This is a genomic window from Streptomyces sp. CRN 30 (genome assembly GCF_034105845.1).
The window spans coordinates 24,454-51,348 of sequence record NZ_JAVRHI010000187.1; the positions used below are offsets into that span (position 1 = coordinate 24,454).

The following is a 26,895-nucleotide window of genomic DNA, read 5'->3' on the forward strand; positions in this document are numbered from 1 at the left end:
GGTCCCCGCTCACGCGCCCGTCACCACCGCCGCCTGCGGCCGGATCGGCAGGCGGTTGACCGGGCGGCCGGTGGCCGCGCGGACCGCGGAGGCGATGGCCGCGGGGGACGTCACCACCGGGACGGCGCTGACCGCCTTCGCGCCGAAGGGGGCGACCACGTCGCGCTCCTCGACCAGCTTGACGATACGGATGTCCGGCGCGTCCAGGGCCGTGGGGAGGGAGTAGCCCGTCAGGTCGGGGTGGCGGACCAGGCCGCGGGCCGTGCGGAGGTTCTCCGTGAGGGCCACGCCGACGCCCTGGGTGACGCCCGCCTCGATGCGGGCGGCGAGCTGGGCGGGGTTGAGGATCCGGCCGACGTCCTGGGCGACGGCGAGCTCCACGACGCGTACGGAGCCGAGCTCGATGTCGACGTCCACGACCGCGCGGATCGCGCAGAACGCCAGGCCCACGAAGGCGTCGCCCTGGCCCGCCCCGTCGAGGGGTTCGGTCGGGTGGGGGCGGCACTGGGCGGTGGCCCAGAGCTCCTTGCCGTCCATCGCCTCGGTCACGGTGGTGGACAGGACGCCGTCGTACGAGGTGATCTTGCCGTCGGTGATCTGGAGCAGCTCCGTGGAGAGGCCGAACTTGTGCGCCAGGGGCTGGAGGAGCTGGGTGCGGACCATCTTGGCCGCCCGCTCCACCGCGCCGCCCGAGACCCAGGTGTGCCGGCTCCGGGAACCCGCGCCCGCGGCGGGCTGGTCGGTATCGACCGGCGCCACGTGCACCTCGTCGATGCCGAGGATCTCCTGGACGATCTGCCGGGCGAGGGTCGAGAAGCCCTGGCCGGTCTCCACGGCCGCGCACAGCACCGTCGCGACGCCGTCCTGGACCTTCACCGTGGCCGTCGAGACCTCGTCCGCGCCCTCGGCGCCCAGCATGTGCACCATGCCGAGCCCGTAGCCCACACCCCGGCGCACCGCGCCCGGTTCGCCCGCGCCCTCGGGCCCGCCCGGGAGCAGCCAGTCCTCCTCTGGGGTGTCCTTGGGGAGGGTGGGCAGCGGGAAGTCCTGGACGGCCTGCAGGAGTTCGGCGACGGGGGCCGGGCAGGTCACCGTCTGGCCGGTGGGGAGCACGTCCCCGGTGGACATGACGTTGCGCATGCGCAGCTCGGCCGGGTCCGTGCCCAGCTTCTTCGCCAGCTTGTCCATCTGCGCCTCGTAGGCCGCGCAGACCTGCATCGCGCCCTCGCCGCGCACATGGCCGGAGGGCGGGTTGTTGGTGCGCACGGCCCAGCCCTCGATGAAGGCGTTGGGCACGACGTACGGGCCGCAGGCGAACGCCACGGCGGCGGCCAGCGCCTCGGCGGAGGTGTCCGCGTACGCGCCCGCGTCCAGCAGGATCTGCGCCTCCACCTTCACCAGCCGGCCCTCGGCGTCCGCGTGGTGGCGGTAGCGCAGCAGGGTCGGGTGGCGGTGGGCGTGGCCGAGGAAGGACTCCTCGCGCGTGGCGGCGAGCTTCACCGGGCAGCCGGTCTTCAGCGCGAGGAGGCCGAGCGGGAGCTGGAAGCCCTGGTCCTCGCGGTCGGCGGTGGCGCCGGGGACACCGGTGACCACGATCTTCACCTGGTCGGGCGTGAGGCCGTAGCAGGCGGCGGCCGCGTCGCGGTCGGTGTGCGGGTCGGTGGAGGCGAGGTACAGCTCGACGCCGCCGTCGGGGCGGGGCACGGCGAGTCCGGCCTCGGCGCCGATGGGCGCGGGGTCCTGCCGGCCGATGCGGTACAGGCCCTCGACGACGATGTCACCGGCCGCCTCGGGGTCGCCGTGGTGCAGCGGGATGTGGCGGATCAGGTTGCCGTCGGGGTGCAGCGGCTCGGCCTCGAAGGCCTGCTCCGGATCCGTCACCGGGTCCAGGGCCTCGTACTCGACGATGACGGCTGCGGCCGCCATGCGCGCGGTGTCGGGGTGGTCGGCGGCGACGGCCGCGAGGGGTTCGCCGTGGTGCCGTACGACCTCGGAGGCGAAGACGGGCCGGTCGGCCTTGCCGCGGCCGTGCAGCGGCACGCCCGGTACGTCCTCGTGGGTGATGACGGCCCGTACGCCGGGCATCTCGCGCGCGTGGGTGGTGTCGATGGACAGCACGCGCGCGCGGGGGTGCGGGGAACGCAGGACGGCGGCCCACAGCAGTCCCTCGGCCCACAGGTCGGCCGCGTACGGGAAGGTGCCCTCGGCCTTGGCTCGGGCGTCCGCGGGCGGCAGGGACGCGCCGAGGCCGTGCGGCAGCGGATCGGGGACCGGTGCGGCCTCCGCGGGGGTCGCGGTGGCTGCTTCGTTGCTCACGCCTGGCTTCCTCCGTCCGGGCCGTACGACTGGTCGTGCTGTGCCGGGGGTTCCGGGGGCTGCCCCTGCGGGTCGTACCGGGACGGGTCCTCGTACCCGGACGCGTCCTCGTACGCCGCCGGGTTGACGCCGCCCGCTCCGGGGCCGGCCTGGTGCGGGATGCGTGCCTCGCCGGTGTCCTGTGCGACGCCGGGCCCGTCGGCCGTGTGCGCCTCGCGTTCGGCGACGACCTCGCGCACGGCCTCCAGGACGCCCCGGTAGCCGGAGCAGCGGCACAGGTTGCCGCACAGGGCCGCGCGCGTCTCCAGCTCGGTCGGCGCGGGGTTGCGCTCCAGCAGGTCGTGCACGGTCATGGCCATGCCGGGCACGCAGAAACCGCACTGCACGGCACCGCACGTGGCGAGGGCCCGCTGCACGTCGGAGGGCTGCCCGCCCTCGGCGAGTCCTTCGACGGTGCGGACCTCGCTGCCCGCGGCGGTCACCGCGGGCACCAGGCAGGAGGCCACGAGCCTCCCCTCCACCTGCACGTTGCAGGCGCCGCACTCGCCCTGCGAGCAGCCGTCCTTGGCACCGGCGAGGCCGAGGCGCTCACGCAGCACGTACAGCAGCGACTCGCCGATCCACGCGTCGGCGACCGGCCGGTCCGTGCCGTTCACGCGCAGCACGTACGAGGCGAGGGGGTGGTCCTCGTGCGGGGCCGCGGGCTGCTCGGCCGCCGCGTCCTCGGTTCCGTCCACCGGCACCACGGACGCGTCGGCGGCGTCGGCGTCGTCGGGGGCGTCGAGCGTGTCGGGCACCTCCGCGGCGGCCGGTTCGGCCTCGGTGGCGGTGGTGGCCGGGTCGTCGTCGGTGCCGGGTTCCGTCACGGGCTCTTCCGCGGCGTCCGCACCGTCCGCCGTGCCCGTGTCCTCCGCACCGACCGGCGCGCCCGGCGCGTCCGGTGCCGTCGACGGTTCCGGCGCCTCCGGTGCGTGCGCGGCCCTCATGGCGGCCAGGGCCTCCGGGTCGTCCGGGGACCCACCGATCCGCACCTGCGGGAACTTGAGCGTCTCCGTGACGTCCGGGACCCGCGGGTGTTCCGCGGCGGCGGCCGGCCCGGAAGCCGTCGCGGAGCCCTCAGCGGCCTCCTGAGCGCCCTCGGGGGCCTCGCCGGGCATCTCCGCCGGTGCGTGGGCGTACGGCTCGGCAGACGGCTCTCGGGGCGCCTCCTCGGGCACTCCCGGCGCGTACGCGTCGGGCGCACCGCCGGGATACCCCGGCCGCTCCCCGGCCGGCTCCGGCGGCGGGGCCGTCCACGCCGTGCCGATCGCCTCCGTGGCCCACGGCGCGGGCGCGCCGCCCGGCAGCGTCGCCGGAGGGGTGCCGCCCCACTGCTCGACCAGCGAGGACTGTGTGAACTCGCCGGACTCGTCCGGCAGCTCGCCGCCGGCGACGGGGATCGACCACTGGCCGGTCACGTCGTGCCCGGGGGCCTCTGGACCCTCCTGGCCGGTCTCCTCGTACGAGCCGTTCTCGCCGTACTGACCGTCGCCGCCGTACTGGCCGGTCTCCCCGTAGTTCCACTGGCCGGCGCCGCCCGGCTGGTACCCGTACTCGTGCTCGTGCCCGCCGGTGCCCTGGGGCACCGCGTTCGGGTCGGGCCACTGCGCGCCCTCGGCCGGCACCGTCCAGGTGCCCGTGGCCGACGGATCGGTGCCCGCGGTGGTGGCGGGGGTGACCGTTATCGGCGGGGGCACGTAACCCTGCCCCGGGGCGGCGAGCGGGCTGTTCGCGGCCAGCAGCGCGTCGATGCCCCCCTCGGGGAGCTGGACGAACGTGGTGGCGCCGTCGTCGTAGTCCCCTTGGGGCAGCCGTTCCCAGCCGCCGTGCGCGCCCTGCGGGGGCGTGCCCTCTCCGTGCTGGTCGTCGGTCACGACAGTGCCCTCCCCAGTGCTCGTCGGGCCAGTACGGCGACGGTGCGCCGCAGTTGCAGTACCGCGGGCGGAAGCGGTGGTACGGAACCGTCCTCGACGGGGGCCGGGTCCGGGATGCAGGCGGCGGCGACGTACTCGCCGAACGCGTGCAGCGCCTCGGGCACCAGGGTGCGCCCGCCGTCCCAGTCGATCAGCTGGGCGACCCAGGCCTCGGCGTCCAGGGGCCGCAGCGGCATGGGCGCTATGGCGCCGACGGCGCACCGCACCCCGCGGCGGGCGGGGTCGAGGACGAGCGCCACGGACGCGGTGGCCCGCCCGGGGCCGGTGCGTCCGGTGGCCTTCAGGAAGACCTGGGGGGCGTGCAGCAGCGGCACGCGCACGTAACCGATGAGTTCACCGGGGCGCAGCATCTCCATGCCGGCCAGCAGGTGCGAGACCGGGATCTCGCGGCGGGCGCCGCCCGCGCCCGCGATGATCAACGTGGCTTCCAGGGCGGCCAGTACGGGCAGCGCGTCGCCCGTGGGCGCGGCGGAGGCGATGTTGCCGCCGAGGGTGCCCGCATTGCGGATCTGCGGCGGGCCCGCGGCACGGGCGGAGGCGGCGAGCGCGGGGATGAGGGCGGCGAAGTCGGGCCGCCCCATGCGCGCGTGCGTCAGGCCGGCGCCCAGCAGGGCGTGCCCGTCCTGGTACTGCCAGCCGCGGATCTCGCTGATCCGGCCGAGGCCGACCAGCGCGGCGGGCCTGAGCTGCCCGGAGTTGACCGCGGCCATGAGGTCGGTGCCGCCCGCCACGGGGACGGCGGCGGGCATGGCCGCGAGGGCCGCCACGGCCTCGTCCAGTGAGCCGGGCAGCGTGACGGCCTGCGCCGCCTGCGGTGCGTGCGTGGTCAAAACCGGCTGCCCCTTCCCGCTGCCCCACCTGGTCCCACCTGTGCTGCCGTACGGTACGTGCTGACAGGGCGGACGTGGCAACTCTGGCACATTCTCGCGGAACCCGAACGCGGGGGTCCGGTAGGAGGCATTCGCCCACCTCAGCATGGTGATGGGGCTTTTCCACCGGCATCACCCGGGTCTTCGGATTGGCACCCTTCGGTGATCCTTGCGGGTCGTTCTCACCTCTTCCTCGCAACCTTTTCGCCCCCTCCTCCTCGCGGAGGCGGTGGCGCCCGGGGCGCTCGCCCCGTCCGGGCGTACATGCGGGTTGTACGCCCGGGGCGTCAGTTCACCGGGCGGGCGGCGGCCCCTCGATCGGGCGTCCGAGCACACCGGGGCGCCGCTGCCAGGGCCGGGGGCCCGCGGGGGGCCGGTAGGCCACGCCGAGCGCGTCAAGTCGCCGGTAGTGGGCCGTCATCCGCCGCTCGAAGCCGGGGAAGTCCCGGTCGGCGGGGGCGGGCAGGGAGCTCCACGCGACCTCGGCGAGGGCCACGAGCCGCGGGTACGTCTGATAGTCCACGCGCGCGGGATCCTCCATCACCTCCGTCCACACGTTGGCCTGCGCACCGAGGACGTGCCGCGCCTCCTCGGGGGTCAACTCCGGCGGGACCGGCTCGAAGCGGTAGACGTCCTCCAGGGTGCGCACGTAGCCGATGGGGACCGGCTCGTCGGGGCCCGCGTCCTGGCGGTGGTCGAGGTAGACCTGCTGCTCCGGGCACATCACCACGTCGTGGCCCGCGCGGGCCGCCGCGACGCCGCCGCCGTGTCCGCGCCAGGAGGACACCGCGGCGCCCGGGGCGAGGCCGCCCTCGATGATCTCGTCCCAGCCGATGAGACGGCGCCCGCGCGCGGCGAGCCAGCCGGCGAAGTGCCCGACGAACCACGACTGCAGCTCGTCCTCGTCCGCGAGTCCGAGCTCCCGCATGCGCGCCCGGGCGGCCGGTGAGCGCCGCCACTGGTCCTTGGGGCACTCGTCGCCGCCGATGTGCACGAATTCCGAGAATCCGGCGGGCCCGGTGGCGTCCGCCGGGAACAGGTCCAGGAGTTCCTCGAACACCCCCTCGTAGAAATGGAGGGTGGTGTCAGTGGGGGCGAGTACGTTGTGGGAGATGCCCCAGGTGTCCCAGACGGTGAGGGAGGTCGTGTCGATGACGTCGGTGTTGCCGAGTTCCGGATATGCGGCGATGGCGGCCTGCGAGTGTCCCGGGACGTCTATCTCGGGGACGACGCTGATATGCCGCTCGGCCGCGTAGGCGACGATCTCCCGTATGTCGTCCTGGGTGTAGAAGCCCCCGTGCGGTTTCTCGTCCCACAGCGGTGAGGCGCGGTGGCCGAATTTGGTGCGCGGGCGCCAGGAACCGATCTCGGTGAGCTTCGGGTACCGCTCTATCTCCACGCGCCAGCCCTGGTCGTCCGACAAGTGGAAGTGGAGGACGTTGAGTTTGTGCGCGGCCATCAGGTCGAGGTGGCGGAGCACCCCTTCCTTCGGCGTGAAGTGCCGGGCCACGTCGAGCATCATGCCGCGCCAGCGGAAGCGCGGGCCGTCGTCGACGGAGATCGGGGGAAGGCCCCATTCCGCCCTGTCCCGCACCGGGGCACGCCGGAAGGCGTCCGGGCCGAGCAGCTGGCGAAGGGTCTGGGCGCCCCAGAAGACGCCCGCCTCGCTCGCACCCTCGATCGCGACGACGTGTCCGTCGGTCCTCAGGCGGTACGACTCGGGGCCGCCGATCTCCCCGGCCAGCCCGGGAACGACCCGCAAGAGGATGCGGGTCCGGTCGTCGCTGTGCGGCGGCAGTGGGTACCCGGTCGCCGCGCCGATGGTGGAGCGCAGCCAGCGCGCGACCCGTTCGGTACCGGGGCGCGCCTCGATCCCGGTCTCCTCGTCGATGGAGCAGCCCGTTCCGGCGTGGGACCGCGACGGCCACGTCCGGCGGGGGGCGGGGATCAACGCGATCTCTGTCATGTCCTCAATCCTTCACCGCTCCGCCGAGACCGGAGACGAGTCGTCGTTGTACGAGTACGAAGAAAATGAGCACCGGGATCGTCATCACCGTGGACGCCGCCATCACTCCGCCCCAGTCGGGGTCGTCCGGCTTGTAGAGGACCAGGAGGGCCATCGGCAGTGTGGACTGGGAGGTGTCGCTGATGATGCACGACTTGGCGAACAGGAAGTCGTTCCAGGCGGAGATGAAGGAGAACACACTGGTGGCGACCAGTCCCGGGAGGACGAGCGGGAAAAGGATCTGCCACAGGAATCGCGCACGGCTCGCCCCGTCCAGGTACGCGGCCTCCTCCAGCGCCTCCGGAACGGCCTTCACGAAACCCCGCAGCATCCAGATCGCGAACGGCAGCGAGAAGGCGATGTGCGGCAGGATCAGCGCGCCCAGGGTGTTGAGCTGGCCGGCGTCCCGCAGCAGGAAGAAGAGCGGGATCGCCAGCGCCTCCACGGGCACCATCTGCGCCACCAGGAACATGATCAGCAGGGTGGTGCGGAAACGGAAGCGGAATCGGGTCACCGCGGTCGCCGCGAGGAAAGCGATCAGCGCCGAGACGAGCACCACGGTGCCCGCCACGAGCAGGCTGTTGAGGAAGTAGCGGCCGAATTCCTGCTACCCGAAGACACGGCGGAACGAATCCAGCGTCGGCGACAGCGTCCACGGCCGTGGCTCGGACGACTCGATCTCCCCCGTCGACTTGAACGCGCTGAGCACCATCCAGTACAGCGGGAAGGCCACCACGACCGCGATGACCAGCGCGGACACCTCCGCGGCGAGCCGCCAGGGGCGTTTCACGAAACGCCTCGCGGTACCCACCCCGGAACTCGCCGCGGTACCCGCCTCGGAACGACGTGCGAAATGACGTACGAGCGCCGTACTCACAGTTCCTCCCCCTGTCTGCGCAGCAGCCGCAGATAGCCGAGCGTGATCGCCAGCAGAATCAGCAGCATCACCACGCCGATCGCCGAACCGAGGCTGTACTGGGAGGAGGCCAACGCCATTTGACAGGCGTACACGTTCAGCACGAGATTCTGCCCGGCGATACCGCCGCCGTTCGTCATGACGTAGATCTGCGTCAACTACCCGGCCGCGAAGGGCCGGGCTTGCAGGCAGAGTGAGGCTGGAAGCTCCACTGTGGTCCCCTGCGTCCGGTACCGCTGGGCGGTACTGGGGCGGTTGACTGCGCCCCGCTGCCACGCGGCATCGGCCCGGTGGGCGATGTTGCGGGAGCCGTTGTGGTCCGCGTGCAGGACGGTCCCGCAGGACCGGCAGGCGAACCGTGCCTGGGACACCCGGTTGGTGCGGTGGGTGTGCCAACACTCCGAACACTGGCGGGAGGTGTTTCGGGGATCCACGTGGACCACCGGGACACCGGCCCGCCGGGCCTTGTACACGACGAAGGCGCCGAGCTGGGCGAAGGCCCAGGAGTGCAGTCGTGCCCGCTGGTCTTTCCTGGCCGTGACCCTCTGCCGGATGCCGGACAAGTCTTCCAGTCCGATACCCCGCGAGGTGCGTTCAGCGGTGGCGACGAGCTTCTTGGCGATGATGTGGTTGCGCTGGGTGGCGTACCGGGCTTCCTTGCGCCGGTTGCGCTTGAGGACGCGGGCCGCGCTCTTGGTGCGCTTCTTCTGCAGCTTGGCGCGCAGGTCACGCTTGCGCCGGCGGTAGCGGTCGACCTGGCGGCCGGACATGATGTCGCCGTCCGAGGTGGTGGCGATGTTCACGATGCCGAGGTCGACCCCGAGGAACCCGTCCGGCTCGTACACCGGCGGTTCGGGCACGTCGACGGTGGCGGTCAGGAAGAACATCCCGTCGCGCATCAGCAGGTCCGACTCGCCCCTGCGGGAAGCCAGCAACTTCCAAGCGTCCGGCGAGCAGACGAAGGGGATGCCCTTCAGGCGTCCGGCCACCGTCCAGATGGAGACGGTCTGCCGGTCCAGGTTCCAGGTCAGCATCCGGTCGTCGTACGGCTGCGCCGACGTCTCACGGAAACGGATCGGCTTGGACTCGGTCCTGGCCCGGCGCTTGGAGCCTTCCGGCCCGTGATGGCCGGCCCTGATGTTGGCCTGGAGCGTGGTGTAGGCGTCGCAGACCTTTTTGACGGTCCGTACGGCGGCCTGCGCCCCGAGGTCGAAGTCGGCCTTGAGCTGGTGATAGACGGCATCCTGCAGCCCGTTGCGCCGCTTCAGGCCGCGGGCGAAAGCCACGTCGGAGGCCGCGTTCGCGGCCCGGTTGCAGGCGCGCAGGGTCGCCGCCAGCGCGTCCGCGTCATGAGCGGACGCGGGCAGAAGTTTCACCTGCGCGACAATCTTCACGTAGAAAACCCTAGTGAGGCTGCCGCTCGGCACACAACCTGTTCCCCTGGCGTAACGGAACGTGCTCCGCCGCTACGTGGCTCCGGCCCGGGAAGTCAATGCCTCCCCGGCCTTGAAAGGCCGGGACTTCCTCGGCAGAAGCAGGTGAACTCCTCGGTGACGTCGAGGAGTCCGCCGTCCTTCACATAGCCGGCGGTGTCCGTGTTGCCGTACTCGATGACGTCCGGGGCGCTCTCCGGGTCGTTGAAGGCCGCCGTGATGGGCTGGGCGCGGCTCTCGACCGGGATGTACTCGACGGTCACGTCGACGGCACCGTCCTCGCCGTGCTCCTCCTCGAAGGCGGCGACCGCCTCGTCGACGACCTTCTCCTTCGGCCCGTTGCCGACCTCCTGGAAGAGCCAGACGCGCAGGGTGCCGGTCTTCTCGTCCTCTTCTCCGGGGAGGACGTGCCGGAGGTCTGGGGAGCGCAGGCGGTGGCGGTGACTCCCGCGAGGACGAGGGCGGCGAGGGGAGCGGTCAGACGGGCTCCCAGGCGGTTTCGGGCAGCGGGCTTCATACGGCTACTCCTCCGAACGTTGCAGCATGCGCAATGGGGGTTTTGCTCTGCACAACTTGGGAGGAGGCTAGGGACCACCGGAACGTACCCACAAGAGGTCTCTACCAATCTGTGACCCGCTGTCCGCGAGCACAGCGGGGGCACCGCCCCCGGGCACAGCGAAGCCGCGGTCCCCGCTCAGCGGGGCCGCGGCCGTGTTCCGTCAGTCCGTTCGCATGCCGCCAGGAGCGGCGGTGGCGCTACTTCTTGCCGCCGCCCTTGCCGTCCTTGCCGCCGTCGCCCCCGGCGCTCATGGACTCGTAGATCTCCTTGCACATGGGGCACACCGGGTACTTCTTCGGGTCGCGGCCCGGAACCCACACCTTGCCGCAGAGGGCCACGACGGGCGTCCCGTCGAGGGCGCTCGCCATGATCTTGTCCTTCTGGACATAGTGGGCGAAGCGCTCGTGGTCACCGTCGCCGTGCGACACCTGCGGCGTCGGCTCCACGAGGGTCCCCGTACCGGTGCCGCGCTCGGGCTCGAGAGTGCTCATAGCGCCAAGGGTACTGAAGGCCGCCCCCATCAGTTGAGCGTAGGGTCGTCCGGGTACGTCGCGACCATCGCGAGCTCGTTGCGCTGGCGGCGGAGCACCTCGCGCCACAGCCGCTCGGGGGCCGGCGAGGAGACGTCCCCGGGCTCGGACTCCACCACGTACCAGGCGCCCTCGACGAGCTCGTCCTCCAGCTGGCCCGGCCCCCAGCCCGCGTAACCGGCGAAGATCCGCAGCGAGCCCAGCGCCGAGGCGAGCAGCTCCGGCGGGGCCTCCAGGTCGACCAGCCCGATCGCGCCGTGCACGCGGCGCCAGCCCAGCGGTGTCCGCTCGGCGGAACCCCCGCCGGGGATCACCGCGACACCGAGCGCGGAGTCCAGCGAGACCGGACCGCCCTGGAAGACGACGCCGGGCTCCCCCGCGAGCTGCGCCCAGCCCTCCAGGATGTCGCCGACCCCCACCGGGGTCGGCCGGTTGAGGACGACGCCGAGTGAGCCCTCCTCGTCGTGGTCGAGGAGCAGCACCACCGCGCGGTCGAAGTTCGGGTCCGCCAGAGCGGGCGTGGCCACGAGCAGCCGCCCTGTCAGCGAGGACACCTCGGTCATGCCTGACATGATCCCGCATCTTTCCCTCGATCGGGGAGCCAATCACCGTACCCGCGGGTAGGGAGGGCCGGACGCCCGCCCGGTGACCAAGGGTGTCCGCCGGGGGACGTTTCGTGTTGTGGCGAAATCATGACGTACGTCGTACCAGCGCACGCTTACTTCACGGGGGTTGGCGGCCATTACGCTTGCTGTTCGGCTCATGCCGCTTCGGTCCGCACGACGGGCCGTTCGGGTGCCGATCCCCCCTGCCCGACCCCACGGAACGCGAGATTCATGACCGTCAACGGCTCTGACGACGTACTGCTTGTCCATGGCGGGACCCCGCTGGAGGGCGAGATCCGGGTCCGCGGTGCGAAGAACCTCGTACCCAAGGCAATGGTCGCCGCGCTGCTCGGAAGCGCTCCGAGCCGGCTGCGCAATGTCCCCGACATCCGCGACGTGCGCGTCGTACGCGGCCTGCTCCAGCTGCACGGGGTGACGGTCCGCCCGGGGGAGGAACCGGGCGAACTGGTGCTCGACCCGACGCACGTGGAGAGCGCGAACGTCGCCGACATCGACGCGCACGCCGGCTCCTCCCGCATCCCGATCCTCTTCTGCGGCCCGCTGCTGCACCGCCTCGGCCACGCCTTCATCCCGGGCCTCGGCGGCTGCGACATCGGCGGCCGGCCCATCGACTTCCACTTCGACGTGCTGCGGCAGTTCGGCGCGAAGATCGACAAGCGGGCGGACGGCCAGTACCTGGAGGCCCCGCAGCGGCTGCGCGGCACGAAGATCGCGCTGCCGTACCCGTCGGTCGGCGCGACCGAGCAGGTGCTGCTGACGGCGGTGCTGGCGGAGGGCGTCACCGAGCTGTCGAACGCCGCGGTGGAGCCCGAGATCGAGGACCTCATCTGCGTCCTGCAGAAGATGGGCGCCATCATCGCGATGGACACCGACCGCACCATCCGCATCACGGGCGTCGACAGCCTCGGCGGCTACAACCACCAGGCGCTCCCGGACCGCCTGGAGGCCGCCTCCTGGGCGTCCGCCGCGCTGGCGACCGAGGGCAACATCTACGTGCGCGGCGCCCAGCAGCGCTCGATGATGACCTTCCTGAACACCTACCGGAAGGTCGGCGGCGCCTTCGAGATCGACGACGAGGGCATCCGCTTCTGGCACCCCGGCGGCCAGCTGAAGTCCATCGCGCTGGAGACGGACGTCCACCCCGGCTTCCAGACCGACTGGCAGCAGCCGCTGGTGGTGGCCCTCACCCAGGCCACGGGCCTGTCGATCGTCCACGAGACGGTCTACGAGTCCCGGCTCGGCTTCACCTCGGCGCTGAACCAGATGGGCGCCCACATCCAGCTGTACCGCGAATGCCTGGGCGGCTCCCACTGCCGCTTCGGCCAGCGCAACTTCCTGCACTCCGCGGTGGTCTCCGGGCCGACCCGGCTGCAGGGCGCCGACCTGGTCATCCCCGACCTGCGCGGCGGCTTCTCGTACCTGATCGCGGCGCTCGCGGCCCAGGGCACCTCCCGGGTCCACGGCATCGACCTGATCAACCGCGGCTACGAGAACTTCATGGACAAGCTGGTGGAGCTGGGCGCGAAGGTCGAGCTGCCGGGCAAGGCGCTCGGCTGACCCCGCGGGCTCCCGCGCACGACGAGGGGGCGGCCACCCGGTACCGGGTGGCCGCCCCCTTGGCGTCACTGCGCCCCGTACGCGCCAGTCCTTCGGCGGCGTGCGGGCGGCAGGGTCACTTGCCCTTGGCGGCTTCCTTGAGCTTGGAGCCCGCGGAGACCTTCACGCTGTAGCCGGCCGGGATCTGGATCGGGTCGCCGGTCTGCGGGTTGCGCGCGGTGCGAGCGGCACGGTGGGTGCGCTCGAAGGTGAGGAAGCCGGGGATGGTGACCTTCTCGTCGCCCTTGGCGACGATCTCGCCGACGGTCTCGGCGAACGCGGCCAGCACGGCGTCGGCGTCCTTGCGGGTCACCTCGGCACGGTCGGCCAGCGCGGCCACCAGCTCACTGCGGTTCATGTTGTTACTCCCGTGTTCTTCTTGCCGTTGAGGCGTGCCACGCGGCGGAGCCGCATGTCGGGCACGGCGAAGCCGATGCTGCCAGGGTCCTCGGTGAGGTCCCGGGCACGGGTCCGTCGTCAGACCCTTGCGCCCAGGGAGGCATCCTGCCCCCACCTGCGGCGGTAAAGCCAATCCGGCACCCCTGGGAGTCACACGAACACCCATGGGAGTCACACGGAAAGCGCCACGGCCACGCAGCGGTGACGCTCCGCTCGCGGAGGGTGGCGGAGTCGTAAGTCCTGACAGCCTGACCCATACGATTCGGCCGCCACCCTAAGGGACCGTCCGGCGCCCCCCGCGCCGCGACGCGCCGGTACGGCACCCACCGTGGCGACCGTCACAGACCGCGACGGCCGGCCCGGTGGATGCCGCGGGTCCTCAGCCCTGGACCGTCGCGTTGGCGGCCTTGGCCGCGTCGCGGACCGCTCCGGCCACCGCGCCCGCGACCTTCTCGTTGAAGACGCTGGGGATGATGTAGTTCGGGTTGAGCTCGTCCTCGGTGACGACGTCCGCGAGGGCGGCCGCGGCGGCCAGCATCATGTCCGTGTTGACCGTGCGGGACTGGGCGTCCAGCAGGCCGCGGAAGACGCCCGGGAAGACCAGCACGTTGTTGATCTGGTTGGGGAAGTCGGAGCGGCCGGTGGCCACGACCGCGGCCGTCTGGCGGGCGATCGTGGGCTCGACCTCGGGGTCGGGGTTGGCGAGCGCGAACACGATGGCGTCGTCGGCCATGGCGGCCACGTCGTCCCCGTCGAGCACGTTCGGGGCCGAGACGCCGATGAACACGTCGGCGCCGCGCACGGCCTGCTTCAGCGTGCCCGTGAGGTTCTCGGGGTTGGTGTTGCGGGCGATCCAGCTCAGCGGCGAGTCCGCGTCGGCGTTCACCAGGTCCTCGCGGTCGCAGTGGACGACACCGTGGATGTCGGCCACGACGGCGTTCTTCACGCCCGCGGCGAGCAGCAGCTTCAGGATGGCCGTGCCCGCGGCGCCGGCGCCGGACATCACCACCCGGATGTCCCCGATCGCCTTGCCGGTGCAGCGCAGCGCGTTGGTCAGGGCGGCCAGGACGACGATCGCGGTGCCGTGCTGGTCGTCGTGGAAGACGGGGATGTCCAGGGCCTCGCGCAGCCGGGCCTCGATCTCGAAGCAGCGGGGCGCGGAGATGTCCTCCAGGTTGATGCCCGCGAAGCCGGGGGCGATCGCCTTGACGATCTCCACGATCGCGTCGGTGTCCTGGGTGTCCAGGCAGATCGGCCAGGCGTCGATGCCGGCGAACCGCTTGAACAGGGCCGCCTTGCCCTCCATGACCGGCAGCGCGGCCTTCGGACCGATGTTGCCGAGGCCCAGGACCGCCGAGCCGTCCGTCACGACCGCGACGGAGTTGCGCTTGATGGTGAGGCGGCGGGCGTCCTCGGGGTTCTCGGCGATCGCCATGCAGACGCGGGCCACGCCCGGCGTGTAGACCATGGACAGGTCGTCACGGTTGCGGATGGGGTGCTTGGACGCCATCTCGATCTTGCCGCCGAGGTGCATCAGGAACGTACGGTCGGAGACCTTGCCGAGCGTGACGCCCTCGATGGTGCGCAGCTGCTCGACGATCTCGTCGGCGTGCGCGGTCGAGCTGGCGGCGATGGTGACGTCGATGCGGAGCTTCTCGTGGCCGGAGGCCGTGACGTCGAGGCCGGTCACCGAGCCTCCGGAGGACTCCACCGCGGTGGTGAGCTGCGAGACGGCGGTCCCGCTCGCCGGCACCTCCAGCCGGATGGTCATCGAGTAGGAGACGCTGGGCGCCGTTGCCATGGCCGACTTCCTCTGCTTTCACGGTGTGTTGCTGTGCTGCGCTCGCGCTCCAGGCGCGTTTGTGCCGTCCGATCGTCGCACCTACCGTCGAGTACGTGGTAGCCGCCCCGGATTGCGAACGTTTTGTTCGTGTCCTACGGGTGCGCCCGGCCCCCTGGAACGAGGTGAACACTCGGGACGGGAATTGCCTTGCGGGGATCGTTTGTTACCTTGGATGTGGCACCGGCCCGATCCAAGCCCCCGGGCCCAACCTTCGTCGCTACGAGCGACCACTTGCCGCGAGGCGAGCATGGCGGGCCGGTGTCATCAACGTGAAGGACGGGGCCCGCACCGGTTGGTGCGGGCCCCGTCCTTTCTTCTTCCCTCAGTCGCGCAGCAGGTCCGGTACGCCCGCCGCGTCCGGTTCGTCCCGCTCGCCCGAGACCACGGTCAGCTGCTGGGTGGCCCGGGTCAGCGCCACGTACAGCACGCGCAGCCCCGCCGGGGACTCGTCGGCGATCTCCGCGGGCGAGACGACGATCGTCGCGTCGTACTCCAGCCCCTTGGCCTCCAGACTGCCCAGCGCCACCACGCGGCCGCCCAGCCCGGCGAGCCAGCGGGCGGCCTGCTCGCGCCGGTTCATGGCGACGACGACGCCCACCGTGCCGTCGACGAGGTCCAGCAGCCGTGCGGCCTCCTCGCGGACCGTACGGGCGAGGGCACCCTCGCCCGCGTCCTCCGCGCCGTCGCCCGCCGTCACGAACCGCGGCCGCACCCCCGTGGAGCGCACCGCCGTCGGGGCCTCGGAGCCGGGCATCGCGAGCGCCAGCACCCGGGCCGCCAGCTCGGCGATCTCGGCGGGGTTGCGGTAGTTGACGGTGAGGGTGAAGCGGCGGCGGGGGCGGGTGCCGAGGGCCTCCTCGCGGGCCTCTGCGGCCTCGTCCGGGTCGGACCAGGAGGACTGGGCGGGGTCGCCGACCACCGTCCAGGTGGCGTGCCGGCCGCGGCGGCCCACCATGCGCCACTGCATCGGCGTGAGGTCCTGGGCCTCGTCGACGATGACATGGGTGTACTCGGTGCGCTCCCGTGCCAGGCGCTCCGCGCGCTCCCGCTGCGACTCCTCGCGGACCGGCATGAGCTCCTCGAGGCCGGTGAGCTGGTCGAGGGGGTCGAGCTCGCGCCTGCGCCGCGGGCGGGCGGGCAGGCCGAGGATCGCGTGCAGCTCGTCGAGCAGGGCCACGTCGTGCACGGACAGCCCGTCCCGCTTCAGCGACCGCGCGACCTTGCGGACCTCACCGGGGTTGAGGGTCCGCCGGGCCCAGCGGCCCAGCCGCTTCTCGTCGGCCATGGCGGTGAGGACCCCGCGCGGGGTGAGCTCGGGCCACCAGGTGTCGAGGAACGTGAGGAAGTCGTCCTCGCTCGTCACGTCCTCGTCGAAGGAGGAGCGCAGTTCGGCGGCGAGCTCCGGGTCGGAGTGGCGGCCGGCCGCGCCGGAGCGGGCCCACAGGGCGTCGAGGAGCAGCTTGCGGGCGCGCGGGCGGAGCAGGTTGACGGGGGCCGTTCCGGTGAGCGCGGTGCGCCGGATCCCGTCCAGCTCGTCGGCCTCCAGTTCCAGCCGGCGGCCCATGACGACGACCCGCAGCCGGGTCGGCGAATCGTATCCCTCCAGGGCTCCGCGGGCGGCCTTGCGCAGCACCTTCAGCATGCGGGAGGAGCCCTTGGCGCGGGCCACCGCCGGGGAGTCGTACAGGGTGGCCCCGGCGCCGTCGACCAGGGAGCCCAGGGCGCGGATGGCGACCTGGCCCTCCTCGCCCAGCGAGGGCAGGACGCCCTCGGTGTACGCGACGAGGAGCGGGGTCGGGGAGACGATGAGGATGCCGCCCGCGTACCGGCGGCGGTCCTGGTAGAGCAGGTAGGCGGCCCGGTGCAGGGCGACGGCGGTCTTGCCGGTGCCGGGGCCGCCCTCCACGTACGTCACCGAGGCGGCGGGCGCCCGGATGACGAGATCCTGCTCCGCCTGGATGGAGGAGACGATGTCCCGCATGGAGTGGCTGCGGGCCCGGCCGAGCGCGGCCATCAGGGCGCCGTCGCCGACCACGGCCAGCTCGCGCCCGTCCAGGGACGCCGTCAGCTCGGGGCGCATCAGGTCGTCCTCGACGCCGAGCACCCGGCGCCCCTTGGAGCGGATGACCCGGCGGCGGACCACCCGGCCGGGGTCGACCGGCGTCGAGCGGTAGAAGGGGGCGGCGGCGGGCGCCCGCCAGTCGATGACCAGCGGCGCGTAGTCCTCGTCCAGGACGCCCATGCGGCCGATGTGCAGCGTCTCGGCGATGTCGGCGGTGGCATCGTCCCGGACGGCGCCCTCCGCGGGCTCCACCGCCGTGTACGCGCCGTCGGGGCCCTTCTCGCCGTCCTTGCCGAGCAGCAGGTCGATGCGACCGAAGAGGAAGTCCTCGTACTCGTTGTTCAGCCGGTTCAGGTGGATGCCCGCCCGGAAGACCTGCGCGTCGCGCTCGGCGAGTGCGCCGGGCGTGCCGACCTGACCGCGCTTGACGGCGTCGTCCATCAGGAACTCCGCCTCGTGGATCTTCTCCTCGAGGCGGTGGTACACCCGGTCCAGGTGTTCCTGTTCGATGCCGATCTCCCGCTCACGAACCGAATCGTGAGCCGGGCCGAGCGCGGCCTCCTGCTGAACCTGAGCGGCCACCGGGGTCCCTTCTGACGTGCTGGGCAGCCGTCAACCGTACGCGAAGGGGACCCCGGGAGGCTACGCGTCCTCCCGGGGTGTGTTCACCGGTCCACCGCGGATGTCCGACGGAACGCCCACCGGACGTCCTCGTCTCCCTTGCACATCCGCCCTACATGTCCACCTCGACGATCTTCTCCCCGCCGAAGGTCATCACCACGAAGTGGTCGATGTCGTTCACCTCCATGGCCACGCCGCCCTGCACGTAGAGCGGTTCCTTGGCCTCTTCGGTGGTGGCGTCGGGAAGGCCGTAGCCCCATGCGGGGACCGACCAGGTGGTCGCGGTCTCCCGCTCGCCGTTCTTGCCGACGGCGATCAGCGAGCACTTCTCCTCGCCCTTGATGTTCTTCAGTTCGAGCACGGTGTCGGTGCCCCAGGCCTTGGACTCCACGGCGACGGTGGCGCTGGCCTCGGTGGTCGGGTCGGTGGCGGTCACCTTGTCGTCCCGGTTCAGGAACGCGTCCTTGGCCGGGCTGGTGGCGCTCCGGGTCTCCCCCGCCTGAACGTTTGTGCTCCCGTCGCCGCCGGTGACCGCGATCGCCGTCACGGGCCCGCCGACGATGAGCGCGGCCGCGGCCGCGACCATGTAGTAGTTGCGCCGGCGTTTGCGCGCACGGCGTTCGGCGACCTCGTCGACCAGCCGCTCGGTGAGCCGCGGACTCGGCTTGGCCGCCAGGGTCTCCCCGAGGGCGGGGCTGCCCTGCGCGCCGGGCAGGTCCGCGAGCGCGGCCAGCATCGGCTCCATCCCGGCCAGTTCGTCGAGTTGCTGGGCGCACCATTCGCAGCCCGCGAGGTGCGCCTCGAACTGGGACGCCTCGGCGTCGTCCAGGATGCCGAGGGCGTAGGCGCCCACGGTCTCGTGGATGTCGCCGGGACCGTCGCCCGGTTGCAGGCCCCGCAGTGGACCGGAACCGCCGGCGGCTCCGTGTCCCCCGTACATGTTCATGCCGTCACCCCGCGCTCCTCGAGAGCCAGCTTCATCGACCGCAGGGCGTAGAACACCCGTGAGCGGACCGTGCCGCTGGGGATGCCCAGCGTCTCGGCCGCCTCATTGACGGTACGTCCTTTGAAGTACGTTTCCACCAGGACCTCCCGGTGGGCAGGGGTCAGGTCGTCCAGTGCGTCCGAGAGTGTCATCAGCCACAGCGCCTTGTCGATCTCGTCCTCCGCGGGGATGACCTCCAGCGGCGACGGGTCGACCTCCTGCGGCCGGGCCTGCCGGCTGCGGTGGCCGTCGATGACGATGCGGCGTGCGACCGTCACCAGCCAGGGGCGTACCGAACCGGTCGCTCTGTTGAGCTGACCGGCGTTCTTCCAGGCACGGATGAGCGTTTCCTGCACCACGTCCTCGGCACGTTGCCGGTCCCCCGCGACCAGACGCAGCACGTACGCGAGCAACGGTCCCGCATGTTCGCGGTAGAGCGCACGCATCAGTTCCTCATCGGGCTCCGATGACGACTGTGACGCTCGATGTCGGGCCCTGTGCGGGCGGTCATCGGCCACAGCGGAATCCTTGCGCACGGCTACCTCCGGTGTCCCCGATTCGACCGGGGTCCCCCAGTCGGTCGCTCATCCCGAGGTACGGAGGGGACCGGCCGCATGTTCAAAGGACGCGCACATTTCTGTGATCTCGCCGAGACCTCGGGGTACAAGGTAGGGGAATTCCCCCTGCGGACCGCATGTGACCAGGGGGTTCGCAGGTTTCTTCGCTTCGCGCGGCCAATTGTCCATTTGTCGCGCATTTCTAGCGGAAGGCGCGCACCGGTCGGGAAGGAATGACCTTCGGCGAATTTTTCCCGGTGACTCCTGATTACGGAGTACGCGAATACGTCAGGTGCGCGCCAGCGCGGCGGCCCGCCTCCGGTGCCGGGCCACCCGCTCCCGGTTGCCGCACGTGTCGCTGGAGCACCACCGGCGCCGCCGGCCCCGGGAGGTGTCGACGTACACGAGGGGGCAGTTGTCCCCGGCGCACTGCCGCAGCCCGCCCCACGCCACCGGATCGGTCAGCAGCTCCACCGCGTCCCGCGCGACCACGGCCAGCAGCGCCGCGCAGTCCGGCGGCGTCTCCAGCACCCGGACCAGGGTCCCCTCGTCCGTCCGTACGGCACGCGGTGTCGGTGTCGCCGCGCGCGCGAACGCGTTGACCCGGCCGAGCGCGGCCTCGTACAGCCGGGCGTCCCCCGCGCCCCGCACCAGCAGACCGACACTGCCGCGCAGGTGCCGGAAGCCCGTCACCCAGGACGCGTCGGTCTCCGCCAGCGGCGTCCCCGCGGGAACGAGGCCGGCCCCCGCGATCCAGGCCCGCAGCCGGTCCGGCGAGCGGAGCTGTTCCTCGGGGTGCGTGGTCGCGAGGAGGTCGAGACAGAGCCTGCCGCAGTCGAATCGGGGCTCGTACGGGGGCGGGGGTGCGGAAGAAGAGGAGGGAGAGGAGGGAGAGGAGGGAGAGGAGGGGGAGGACACGCGCGAAGTCGTGGCCGGGGCCGTGGCTGTGCCGGATGCCGTGCCGGGTGCCATGTGCCTGTCACCGCCTTGGGGTCACCCACGGTTCGTACCCCCTACAGTGCCCGCACGCGCGCCCGACCGGAAGGCCGCGCACCCACTTCTGCCACGCCGCCGTCGCCGGGCCGGCCCCCGTCCGGACGCGCTCAGCCGTCCCCGTACTTCGAGTCCGCGGCCGGGTCCAGCGCCAGCCGGTACCCCCGCTTGACCACCGTCTGGACCAGCTTCGGCGCCCCGAGCGCCGTCCGCAGCCGGGCCATCGCCGTCTCCACGGCGTGTTCGTCGCGCCCGGCCCCCGGCAGCGCCCGCAGCAGCTCCGCCCGGGACACGACCCAGCCCGGCCGTTTGCACAGCGTCCGCAGCAAGGACATCCCGGCGGGCGGCACGGGCCGCAGCGCGCCGTCCACGAGCACCGCGTGGCCGCGGATCTCCAGCCGGTGACCGGCGACGGGCAGCACCCTGGCCCGCCCGGGCAGCTCCTGGCAGAGCAGCTGCACCAGCGGCCCGAGCCGGAACCGCTCGGGCTGCACCGTGTCCACGCCCCGCGACTGCAGGGGCAGCGCGGTGACCGGGCCCACGCACGCGGGCAGCACGTCGTGGCGGAGGGCGGCGAGCAGCTCCGGCAGCAGCCCGCGGTCCTCGGCCCGGGACAGCAGGGAGGCCGCCGCGGGCGCGCTCGTGAAGGTGACCGCGTCCAGACCGCGGGCGACCGTCGTGTCCAGCAGCCGGTCGACGGGGCCGAGGTCCTCCGGGGGCATCCAGCGGTAGACGGGGACGCCCACCACCTCCGCTCCCCCGGCCCTCAGCGCCTCGACGAAGCCGGGCAGCGGTTCGCCGTGCAGCTGGACGGCGACGCGCCGGCCGTCCACCCCCTCCTCCAGCAGCCGGTCGAGCACCTCCGCCATGGACTCCGAGGAGGGCGACCACTCCTCCGTCAGCCCGGCGGCCCGTATGGCGCCCTTGACCTTGGGTCCGCGGGCCAGCAGCTCCACCTCTCCGAGCCGGCCGAGCAGGGCCTCGCCGAGCCCCCAGCCCTCGGCGGCCTCGATCCAGCCGCGGAAGCCGATGGCCGTGGTGGCGACGACGACGTCCGGCGCCCGGTCGAGGAGGTCCTTGGTGGCGGCGAGCAGTTCGCTGTCATCGGCGAGCGGCACGATGCGCAGGGCGGGGGCATGGAGGACGGACGCACCACGCCGCTGGAGCAGGGCGCCGAGCTCGTCGGCGCGCCGCGCTGCCGTCACGCCCACGGTGAACCCGGCGAGGGGCCCGTGGTCCGGACGCTCTGGTCGCTGCTGTACGTCGTGCATGCCCCGTCCCGCGGTCGACTCGGTGCGCCTGCCCTGCGCCTGCGTGCGGAAACGAGCCTGTCAACGGCGCGTGACAGACTCGGTTCCGGTTCATGTCGGCGGCGTTACCGATGCCGCCCCGTGCGTGCGAAGGGGCCGGCTGCGCTCTTCCGCCACCGTCACCGGCTCTCGTTCCAGTGTCCCCCGGACGGGGCGGGTTCCCGTCACACCTCCGCGTAGCTCCGCTGCGGCTTCGCCTCGGCGGTGGCCGTGACCTGCGCACCCTCGCCCGCCGGACGGCGAAGGTATACGGCCCAGGTGACCGCGAAGCAGACCGCGTAGAAGGCGAGGAAGGCGACGAAGGCGCCGGTGCCGGAGCCGACCGAGAGGAAGGACTGCCGGAAGGCGAGGTTGATGCCGAGCCCGCCGAGCGCGCCCACCGCGCCGATGAGCCCCATGGAGGCACCGGACAGCCGGCGCCCGTACGCGGCCGCCTCCTCGCCCCGCATCCCCTCGGCCAGCGCCTTCGCCTGGAAGATGCCGGGGATCATCTTGTACGTCGAGCCGTTGCCGAGGCCGCTGAGCACGAACAGGGCGATGAACGCGACGGTGAACAGCGGCAGCGACTCCCGCATGGACGCGATCACGACGACACCGGTGGCCGCGGCCATGCCGACGTAGTTCCACAGCGTGATCCGCGCCCCGCCGTAACGGTCGGCGAGCGCGCCGCCCACCGGCCGGATCAGCGAGCCGAGCAGCGGGCCGATGAAGGTGACGTACGCGGCCTGCAGCGGCGTACGGCCGAACTGGGTCTGCAGCACGAGACCGAACGCGAAGCTGTAGCCGATGAACGAGCCGAACGTGCCGACGTACAGGAACGACATGACCCAGGTGTGCGGCTCCCGCACGGCGTCCTTGGCGGCGCCGGTGTCGTTCGACAGGGAGGCGATGTTGTCCATGCGCAGCGCGGCGAGCACGGCGGCGACCACGATGAACGGGATGTAGATGCCGAGCAGCACGCGCGGGCCGCCGCTCGCCCCGATGACGGCGAGGCCGATGAGCTGGACGACGGGCACGCCGACGTTGCCGCCGCCCGCGTTGAGGCCGAGGGCCCAGCCCTTCTTCCGCAGCGGGAAGAAGGCGTTGATGTTGGTCATGCTGGAGGCGAAGTTGCCGCCGCCGATGCCCGCGAGCATGGCGCACACCAGGAACGTGGTGAACGACGTCCCCGGCTCCATCACCACGAACGCGGCGACCGTCGGCACGAGCAGCAGTCCCGCCGAGACGATCGTCCAGTTCCGCCCGCCGAACACGGCGACCGCGAAGGTGTACGGCACCCGCACGATCGCGCCGACCAGCGTCGCCATCGACACGATGGTGAACTTGTCGGCCGCGCCGAGCCCGTACTCCGGGCCCATGAACAGCACCATCACCGACCACAGGGTCCAGATCGAGAACCCGATGTGCTCGGACAGCACGGAGAACCACAGGTTGCGGCGGGCGACGCGCTCACCGGTCTCGTTCCAGAAGGCCTCGTCCTCCGGATCCCAGTGCTCGATCCAGCGGCCTCCCCTGCGCGGTGCGGGGGTCGTGCTCGGGGCTGTCATGACGCCTCCACGTTCTCCGGTGCTCGCCTGGGGTGACGAGATCCGAAGGTAGGGAGGGCGCGTTTCCGCCCTGTGGCCATGGGTGACCGGTAGGGAACGTTGCTCTCACCGGCCCGCGGGCGCGGCGGTGAGGTGGAGGCGGTCAGGGCCGGGGGTGGGGAGGGGCAGGGGGAGGCGGTGGCGGTGGAGCCGGCTGCTGCTGGTAGGGGCTGGGCTGCTGGTAGGGGTTGGGCTGGGCGTAGCCGTAGGGGCCGGGCTGCTGGTAGGGGTTCGGTTGCTGCGGGAACGAACCGTACGGTTGTCCGTGGTACTGCCCCGGCTGGTGTCCTTGGTACTGCCCTTGCTGCTGTGCCGCGAACGGGTTCCCGTGGCCCGGCAGCTGTCCGCCGGGCGGCACCTGGCGGACCCGTCCCCGCTCGTCCGTCACCGCGACGAAACCGGCCGCCCGGAGCCGGGCCGCGAACCGCGCGTTGCGCTTGCGGTTGACGAGGAACCCGATGCCCAGCACGGCCATGAGCGCGCCCCACACCCCGAGCACGAAGGGCCGTCCGCCCTCGCCCACCCGCACCAGGCCGATGACCATGCCGACGGTCAGCCCGAGCGCGCCGAGGACCACGCGCCGCTCGGCGCTCCGGCCGGTCAGGTCGAAGTTGATGCGGGCCTTGAGCAGTTCGAGGGCGTCCGGTGGGGCCGGCGGCAGGGAGGTGCCGTCCCCGGCGTTCGGGTACTGCGCCCAGGTGCGCGCGGCCCGTTCCCGCGCCCGGGGGCTCGGGTCGGGCACGATGAGCATCCTCAGCGCGCTGTTGTGACCGCTGCCCTGCCGTACGTCCGCGTACTCGTACCCGAACTGCTGCGCCACGTAGGCCAGTCGGGCCAGCTTCGTCACGGACGCCATGGCGCTGGTGACCTCGACGGGTTCTCCCGTGGCCATCAGCTGGAGCATCTTCCGCGTCTGCCGCTTGCTCACGGCACCGCCCCGATGTACTCGAGGGTGTCGCTGCCGCCCTCGTCCCAGCTGATGACCACGTCGTCGCCGTCACGGCGCACCGTGCCGTAGATGAGGTCGGAGTCGTCCGTGCTCGCCGTCCCCATGGGCTTCAGGGCCATGCGGAAGGAGTCGTCGTCGCGATAGGCACCGAGACCGGTCAGGATGCCCTTGCCGCCGGCGATGTCTATGTAGGAGAGGGCGTACTTGTCCTTCATGTCGCCGGACTCGTACTTCGAGCCGACCGTGAGGGTCCTGATCTCCGCGTCCTGCCACTGCCCCTCGACGGCGGGCTCGGCCGGCGCGTCACCGGCCTTGTCACCGGCCTCGTCGTCCGAGGCGCCGCCGGAGCCGAGGCCGTACGGCTCCTCGTCCGACTCCTCCACCGACGGGGACGGGAGGCCGGCCGCCGCCTCGCTCTCCCCCGCGGTCACGCTCGGCGCCGCCGAGACGCTGCCGCCGGCCGTGCGTTCGCCGTCGTCGCCCCCGCTGCCGGTGGCGAGGAAGATCCCGACGCCGCACACCGCCACGATCACCGCGGCGGCCGCGACGATCAGGGCCGTCTTCTTCCTGGCGCCCCCGTCGCCCGGCGGCGCGGGCGGGGGCGGGTAGCTGCCGTACGGCGCCCCGTACGGGGGCGGGGCCTGGCCCGGGTAGGGGGGCGGCACGGGGGCGCCGTAGGGCTGCTGGGGCTGCGGCGACTGGCCGTACGACCCGGGATACGGCGGCTGCTGTGGTTGCTGCGCTTGCTGCTGCTGAGGAGGCTGCGGCGGCTGAAGCTCGTAACCGTCGTCCTGCGGCGGCGGGCCGGGAGGCTGGGTCATCGGCGGGTGTCACTCCTCGGATCACGTCGGCGAGTCGAAGGAACACCCGCCCCACGCTCCAAACAACCACCACGCCACGCACGCTCGCAAGTGCGTCCCGTACACGGTTACACGGTCGCTACCTGCCGGAACGACCCGTGGAGCAGGCGCAGGAGCGCCTCGCCTCACGCATGTGTCCGCAGAAGCTCCGCAGCCAGCTGCCGGACGCGCTCGCGCGCTGCCGGAGGGCCGGTCACGGTGACCCGGTCGCCGAACTGCAGGAGCATGCGGACGTCGTCCACGTTCCGGCCGGAGAGCGTGATGCGCACGCGCCGCGAGTCCACGGCGTCCTGAACGGTCAGCCGGCGGCCGAGGATACGCCTCGCCCTGTCGAGCTGGTCCGCGTCGAGCTCGGCGTGGATCCGGACGGTGTCCGGGCCGTCCGGACTCTCCCAGCTCGCCGTCAGCTGTGCCGCGACGCTGTTCAGGGTCGCCTCCGGCCGCAGTCGACGGGGTACGCGCAGGGCCTCCCACTCACTCAGCCGCTCCAGGGCGTGCAGTCGGGGACGGCCCGCGCAGTCCGCCACGAGGTACCACCGCCCGGCCTTGGCCAGCAGGCCGTAGGGATCGACGACCCGCCACGTGGGCGCGTTCTCCTCGGACCGGCGGTAACGAACACGCAGTCGTACACCGCGCCGCAGATCACTTACCAGAGCTGCCGACGGCAGATCTTCGCTCTCCGCGTCTCGGAGGAACCACGGCCGGTTGTCGGTGGTGACGACCGCGCTGAGCGGCAGCCCGTCGACGACGGACGGACGCAGCACCGACCGCACCTTCTGGTGCGCGCGCCGGGTCTGGCCCGCGGCTCCCAGTTGCTCGCGCTGCTGGTCGTCGAGGCCGTGGAGCGCGAGGTGGTCCCGTTCGTCCGGGGTGAGCCGCGCCGCGTCGAGCCGCCCCCCGGGCAGGAGCGTCACCCCACCCGTGCGACCGCGCCGCACCAGCAGCGGAAAGCCCGCCTCCTGCAGCCACCGCAGGTCCCGCAGGACGGTACGGACCGACACACCGACCTGAGCCGCCAGGTCGGCGGTCGTCGTGGTCTGTCGGGACTGCAGTGCCAGCAGCAGCGAGAAGAAGCGGTCAGGGGTCACGCAACCAAGATTCCCAGGACTTCCCGGGAAACACGACGGATCCCGTCATGATTGCCCGGCACGCTCCAGTGGTCCGTCGCAACAGACCCACCGACCCACCGACTCATGGAGTGAGCGATGCCGAAGAAGTCGATCGCGTTCATCGTCTACGTCAACGACGCCCCCGCGGCTGCCCTTTTCTACGCGGACCTCCTGGACATCGAGCCGACCTTCGAGACCCCCCGTTACATCGCCTTCAACCTCGGCGACGGCGCCGAACTCGCCCTCTGGAGCGGACAGACCGACACCGTGACCCCGGCGACCCCGCGCACCAGCGAAATCTGCCTCACCCTGGGCGACGGCCCCGACGTCGTCGACCGCCTCTTCGAGCAGTGGGTGGCGAAGGGGGCCCGAGCGGTCAGCGAGCCCCACGACGACGTCTTCGGCCGCACCTTCGTCGTCGCGGACCCGGACGGGAACCTGATCCGGGTGGCACCTGTCGACTGACGGGACCGGCAGCGGCAGCGGCCGTGTGCCATGGGTACGGCGGCTGCCGCCCTCATCCGCGTCATCCCGTTCGGAGCGATCCGCTTCCCGACCACGGGGCAGTCGTTCGACTACGCCGAGGGACCGGTCGCGCAGCTCGACACGGTGCAACTGGACTCTCAGCATGGAGGCTGTGACTTTCTCGACGCGGACACTCAGTTGTGCACGTACCGCGCGGTACTGGACGCCATGAACTCGTGCGCCTTGAGCAGCGCAGCATCACGCGACTTCATCCAGCGCCGTTTCCAGGACATCTAAAGGAGACCGACCGTGCAGACCACCCACTGGCGTAAG

The 26,895-nt window shown here is 72.1% G+C and carries 21 protein-coding genes and 3 pseudogenes; 3 read left to right on the plus strand and 21 right to left on the minus strand.

What is annotated here, in order from left to right; genetic code table 11:
* Positions 1 to 9: 9 nt before the first annotated feature.
* The 10 genes and pseudogenes from UW392_RS19535 to UW392_RS19580 form a co-directional block, all read right to left on the minus strand.
* Positions 10 to 2,316 carry a xanthine dehydrogenase family protein molybdopterin-binding subunit gene (locus tag UW392_RS19535; protein WP_320776319.1) on the minus strand — a complete coding sequence of 769 codons (2,307 nt, stop codon included), beginning with the start codon at positions 2,314 to 2,316 and terminating at the stop codon, positions 10 to 12.
* Positions 2,313 to 4,229: a 2Fe-2S iron-sulfur cluster-binding protein gene (locus UW392_RS19540; RefSeq protein ID WP_320776320.1), complete on the minus strand. Its 1,917-nt coding sequence runs from the start codon at positions 4,227 to 4,229 to the stop codon at positions 2,313 to 2,315. The genes UW392_RS19535 and UW392_RS19540 overlap by 4 nt, the downstream gene beginning before the upstream one ends.
* A complete protein-coding gene (locus UW392_RS19545; protein ID WP_320776321.1) occupies positions 4,226 to 5,119 on the minus strand; it encodes an FAD binding domain-containing protein in 894 nt (297 codons plus the stop codon). The genes UW392_RS19540 and UW392_RS19545 overlap by 4 nt, the downstream gene beginning before the upstream one ends.
* 331 nt (positions 5,120 to 5,450) lie before the next feature.
* The gene (locus tag UW392_RS19550; RefSeq protein WP_320776322.1) at positions 5,451 to 7,124 is read right to left on the minus strand and encodes a beta-N-acetylhexosaminidase; all 1,674 of its coding nucleotides are present in this window, start codon (positions 7,122 to 7,124) and stop codon (positions 5,451 to 5,453) included.
* Between the two features lie 4 nt (positions 7,125 to 7,128).
* Positions 7,129 to 7,974 (minus strand): annotated as a pseudogene (locus UW392_RS19555) (carbohydrate ABC transporter permease).
* Positions 7,975 to 8,036: 62 nt separating this feature from the next.
* Positions 8,037 to 8,234 (minus strand): annotated as a pseudogene (locus UW392_RS19560) (sugar ABC transporter permease); the annotation flags it as partial.
* A gap of 3 nt (positions 8,235 to 8,237) precedes the next feature.
* Positions 8,238 to 9,473 (minus strand): transposase, encoded by a 1,236-nt coding sequence (locus UW392_RS19565; protein WP_320776323.1) that lies wholly within the window; start codon positions 9,471 to 9,473, stop codon positions 8,238 to 8,240.
* A gap of 137 nt (positions 9,474 to 9,610) precedes the next feature.
* Positions 9,611 to 10,029: pseudogene (locus tag UW392_RS19570) on the minus strand (ABC transporter substrate-binding protein); the annotation flags it as partial.
* 239 nt (positions 10,030 to 10,268) lie between these two features.
* A complete protein-coding gene (locus UW392_RS19575; RefSeq protein WP_320776324.1) occupies positions 10,269 to 10,562 on the minus strand; it encodes a DUF3039 domain-containing protein in 294 nt (97 codons plus the stop codon).
* Between the two features lie 29 nt (positions 10,563 to 10,591).
* On the minus strand, positions 10,592 to 11,164 hold the full coding sequence (locus UW392_RS19580; protein ID WP_320776325.1) for a YqgE/AlgH family protein: 573 nt from the start codon (positions 11,162 to 11,164) through the stop codon (positions 10,592 to 10,594).
* Between the two features lie 273 nt (positions 11,165 to 11,437).
* Between UW392_RS19580 and murA the strand changes: the two genes are divergently transcribed.
* Positions 11,438 to 12,784, plus strand: a complete 1,347-nt coding sequence (murA, locus tag UW392_RS19585; protein ID WP_320776326.1) for a UDP-N-acetylglucosamine 1-carboxyvinyltransferase — start codon at positions 11,438 to 11,440, stop codon at positions 12,782 to 12,784.
* 115 nt (positions 12,785 to 12,899) lie between these two features.
* Here murA and UW392_RS19590 read toward each other — a convergent pair whose 3' ends face one another.
* The 11 genes from UW392_RS19590 to UW392_RS19640 form a co-directional block, all read right to left on the minus strand.
* Positions 12,900 to 13,181, minus strand: a complete 282-nt coding sequence (locus UW392_RS19590) for an HU family DNA-binding protein (RefSeq protein ID WP_007382399.1) — start codon at positions 13,179 to 13,181, stop codon at positions 12,900 to 12,902.
* Positions 13,182 to 13,601: 420 nt separating this feature from the next.
* A complete protein-coding gene (locus tag UW392_RS19595; protein ID WP_320776327.1) occupies positions 13,602 to 15,023 on the minus strand; it encodes an NAD-dependent malic enzyme in 1,422 nt (473 codons plus the stop codon).
* 364 nt (positions 15,024 to 15,387) lie between these two features.
* Positions 15,388 to 17,709 carry a HelD family protein gene (locus UW392_RS19600; RefSeq protein WP_320776328.1) on the minus strand — a complete coding sequence of 774 codons (2,322 nt, stop codon included), beginning with the start codon at positions 17,707 to 17,709 and terminating at the stop codon, positions 15,388 to 15,390.
* A 151-nt stretch (positions 17,710 to 17,860) separates the two neighbouring features.
* A complete protein-coding gene (locus UW392_RS19605; RefSeq protein ID WP_320776329.1) occupies positions 17,861 to 18,694 on the minus strand; it encodes a zf-HC2 domain-containing protein in 834 nt (277 codons plus the stop codon).
* Positions 18,691 to 19,269 (minus strand): sigma-70 family RNA polymerase sigma factor, encoded by a 579-nt coding sequence (locus UW392_RS19610; protein WP_320776330.1) that lies wholly within the window; start codon positions 19,267 to 19,269, stop codon positions 18,691 to 18,693. Before UW392_RS19610 ends, UW392_RS19605 begins: the two co-directional genes overlap by 4 nt.
* A gap of 309 nt (positions 19,270 to 19,578) precedes the next feature.
* Positions 19,579 to 20,208 (minus strand): CGNR zinc finger domain-containing protein, encoded by a 630-nt coding sequence (locus UW392_RS19615; RefSeq protein WP_320776331.1) that lies wholly within the window; start codon positions 20,206 to 20,208, stop codon positions 19,579 to 19,581.
* A gap of 185 nt (positions 20,209 to 20,393) precedes the next feature.
* Positions 20,394 to 21,554: a uroporphyrinogen-III synthase gene (locus UW392_RS19620; protein ID WP_320776332.1), complete on the minus strand. Its 1,161-nt coding sequence runs from the start codon at positions 21,552 to 21,554 to the stop codon at positions 20,394 to 20,396.
* A gap of 203 nt (positions 21,555 to 21,757) precedes the next feature.
* Positions 21,758 to 23,140 (minus strand): nitrate/nitrite transporter, encoded by a 1,383-nt coding sequence (locus UW392_RS19625; protein ID WP_320776333.1) that lies wholly within the window; start codon positions 23,138 to 23,140, stop codon positions 21,758 to 21,760.
* A 142-nt stretch (positions 23,141 to 23,282) separates the two neighbouring features.
* Positions 23,283 to 24,107 (minus strand): hypothetical protein, encoded by an 825-nt coding sequence (locus UW392_RS19630; RefSeq protein ID WP_320776334.1) that lies wholly within the window; start codon positions 24,105 to 24,107, stop codon positions 23,283 to 23,285.
* A complete protein-coding gene (locus UW392_RS19635) occupies positions 24,104 to 24,949 on the minus strand; it encodes a hypothetical protein (protein WP_320776335.1) in 846 nt (281 codons plus the stop codon). Before UW392_RS19635 ends, UW392_RS19630 begins: the two co-directional genes overlap by 4 nt.
* Before the next feature lie 164 nt (positions 24,950 to 25,113).
* Complete coding sequence (locus tag UW392_RS19640) at positions 25,114 to 26,076, minus strand: helix-turn-helix transcriptional regulator (protein WP_320776336.1); 963 nt, start codon at positions 26,074 to 26,076, stop codon at positions 25,114 to 25,116.
* A gap of 117 nt (positions 26,077 to 26,193) precedes the next feature.
* On the opposite strand from UW392_RS19640, the gene UW392_RS19645 reads away from it, so the two are divergent.
* Together UW392_RS19645 and UW392_RS19650 are read left to right on the plus strand one after the other, a co-directional pair.
* A complete protein-coding gene (locus UW392_RS19645) occupies positions 26,194 to 26,562 on the plus strand; it encodes a VOC family protein (RefSeq protein WP_320776337.1) in 369 nt (122 codons plus the stop codon).
* Positions 26,563 to 26,592: 30 nt separating this feature from the next.
* Positions 26,593 to 26,859 (plus strand): Scr1 family TA system antitoxin-like transcriptional regulator, encoded by a 267-nt coding sequence (locus UW392_RS19650; RefSeq protein WP_320776338.1) that lies wholly within the window; start codon positions 26,593 to 26,595, stop codon positions 26,857 to 26,859.
* The last annotated feature ends 36 nt before the right edge of the window (positions 26,860 to 26,895 follow it).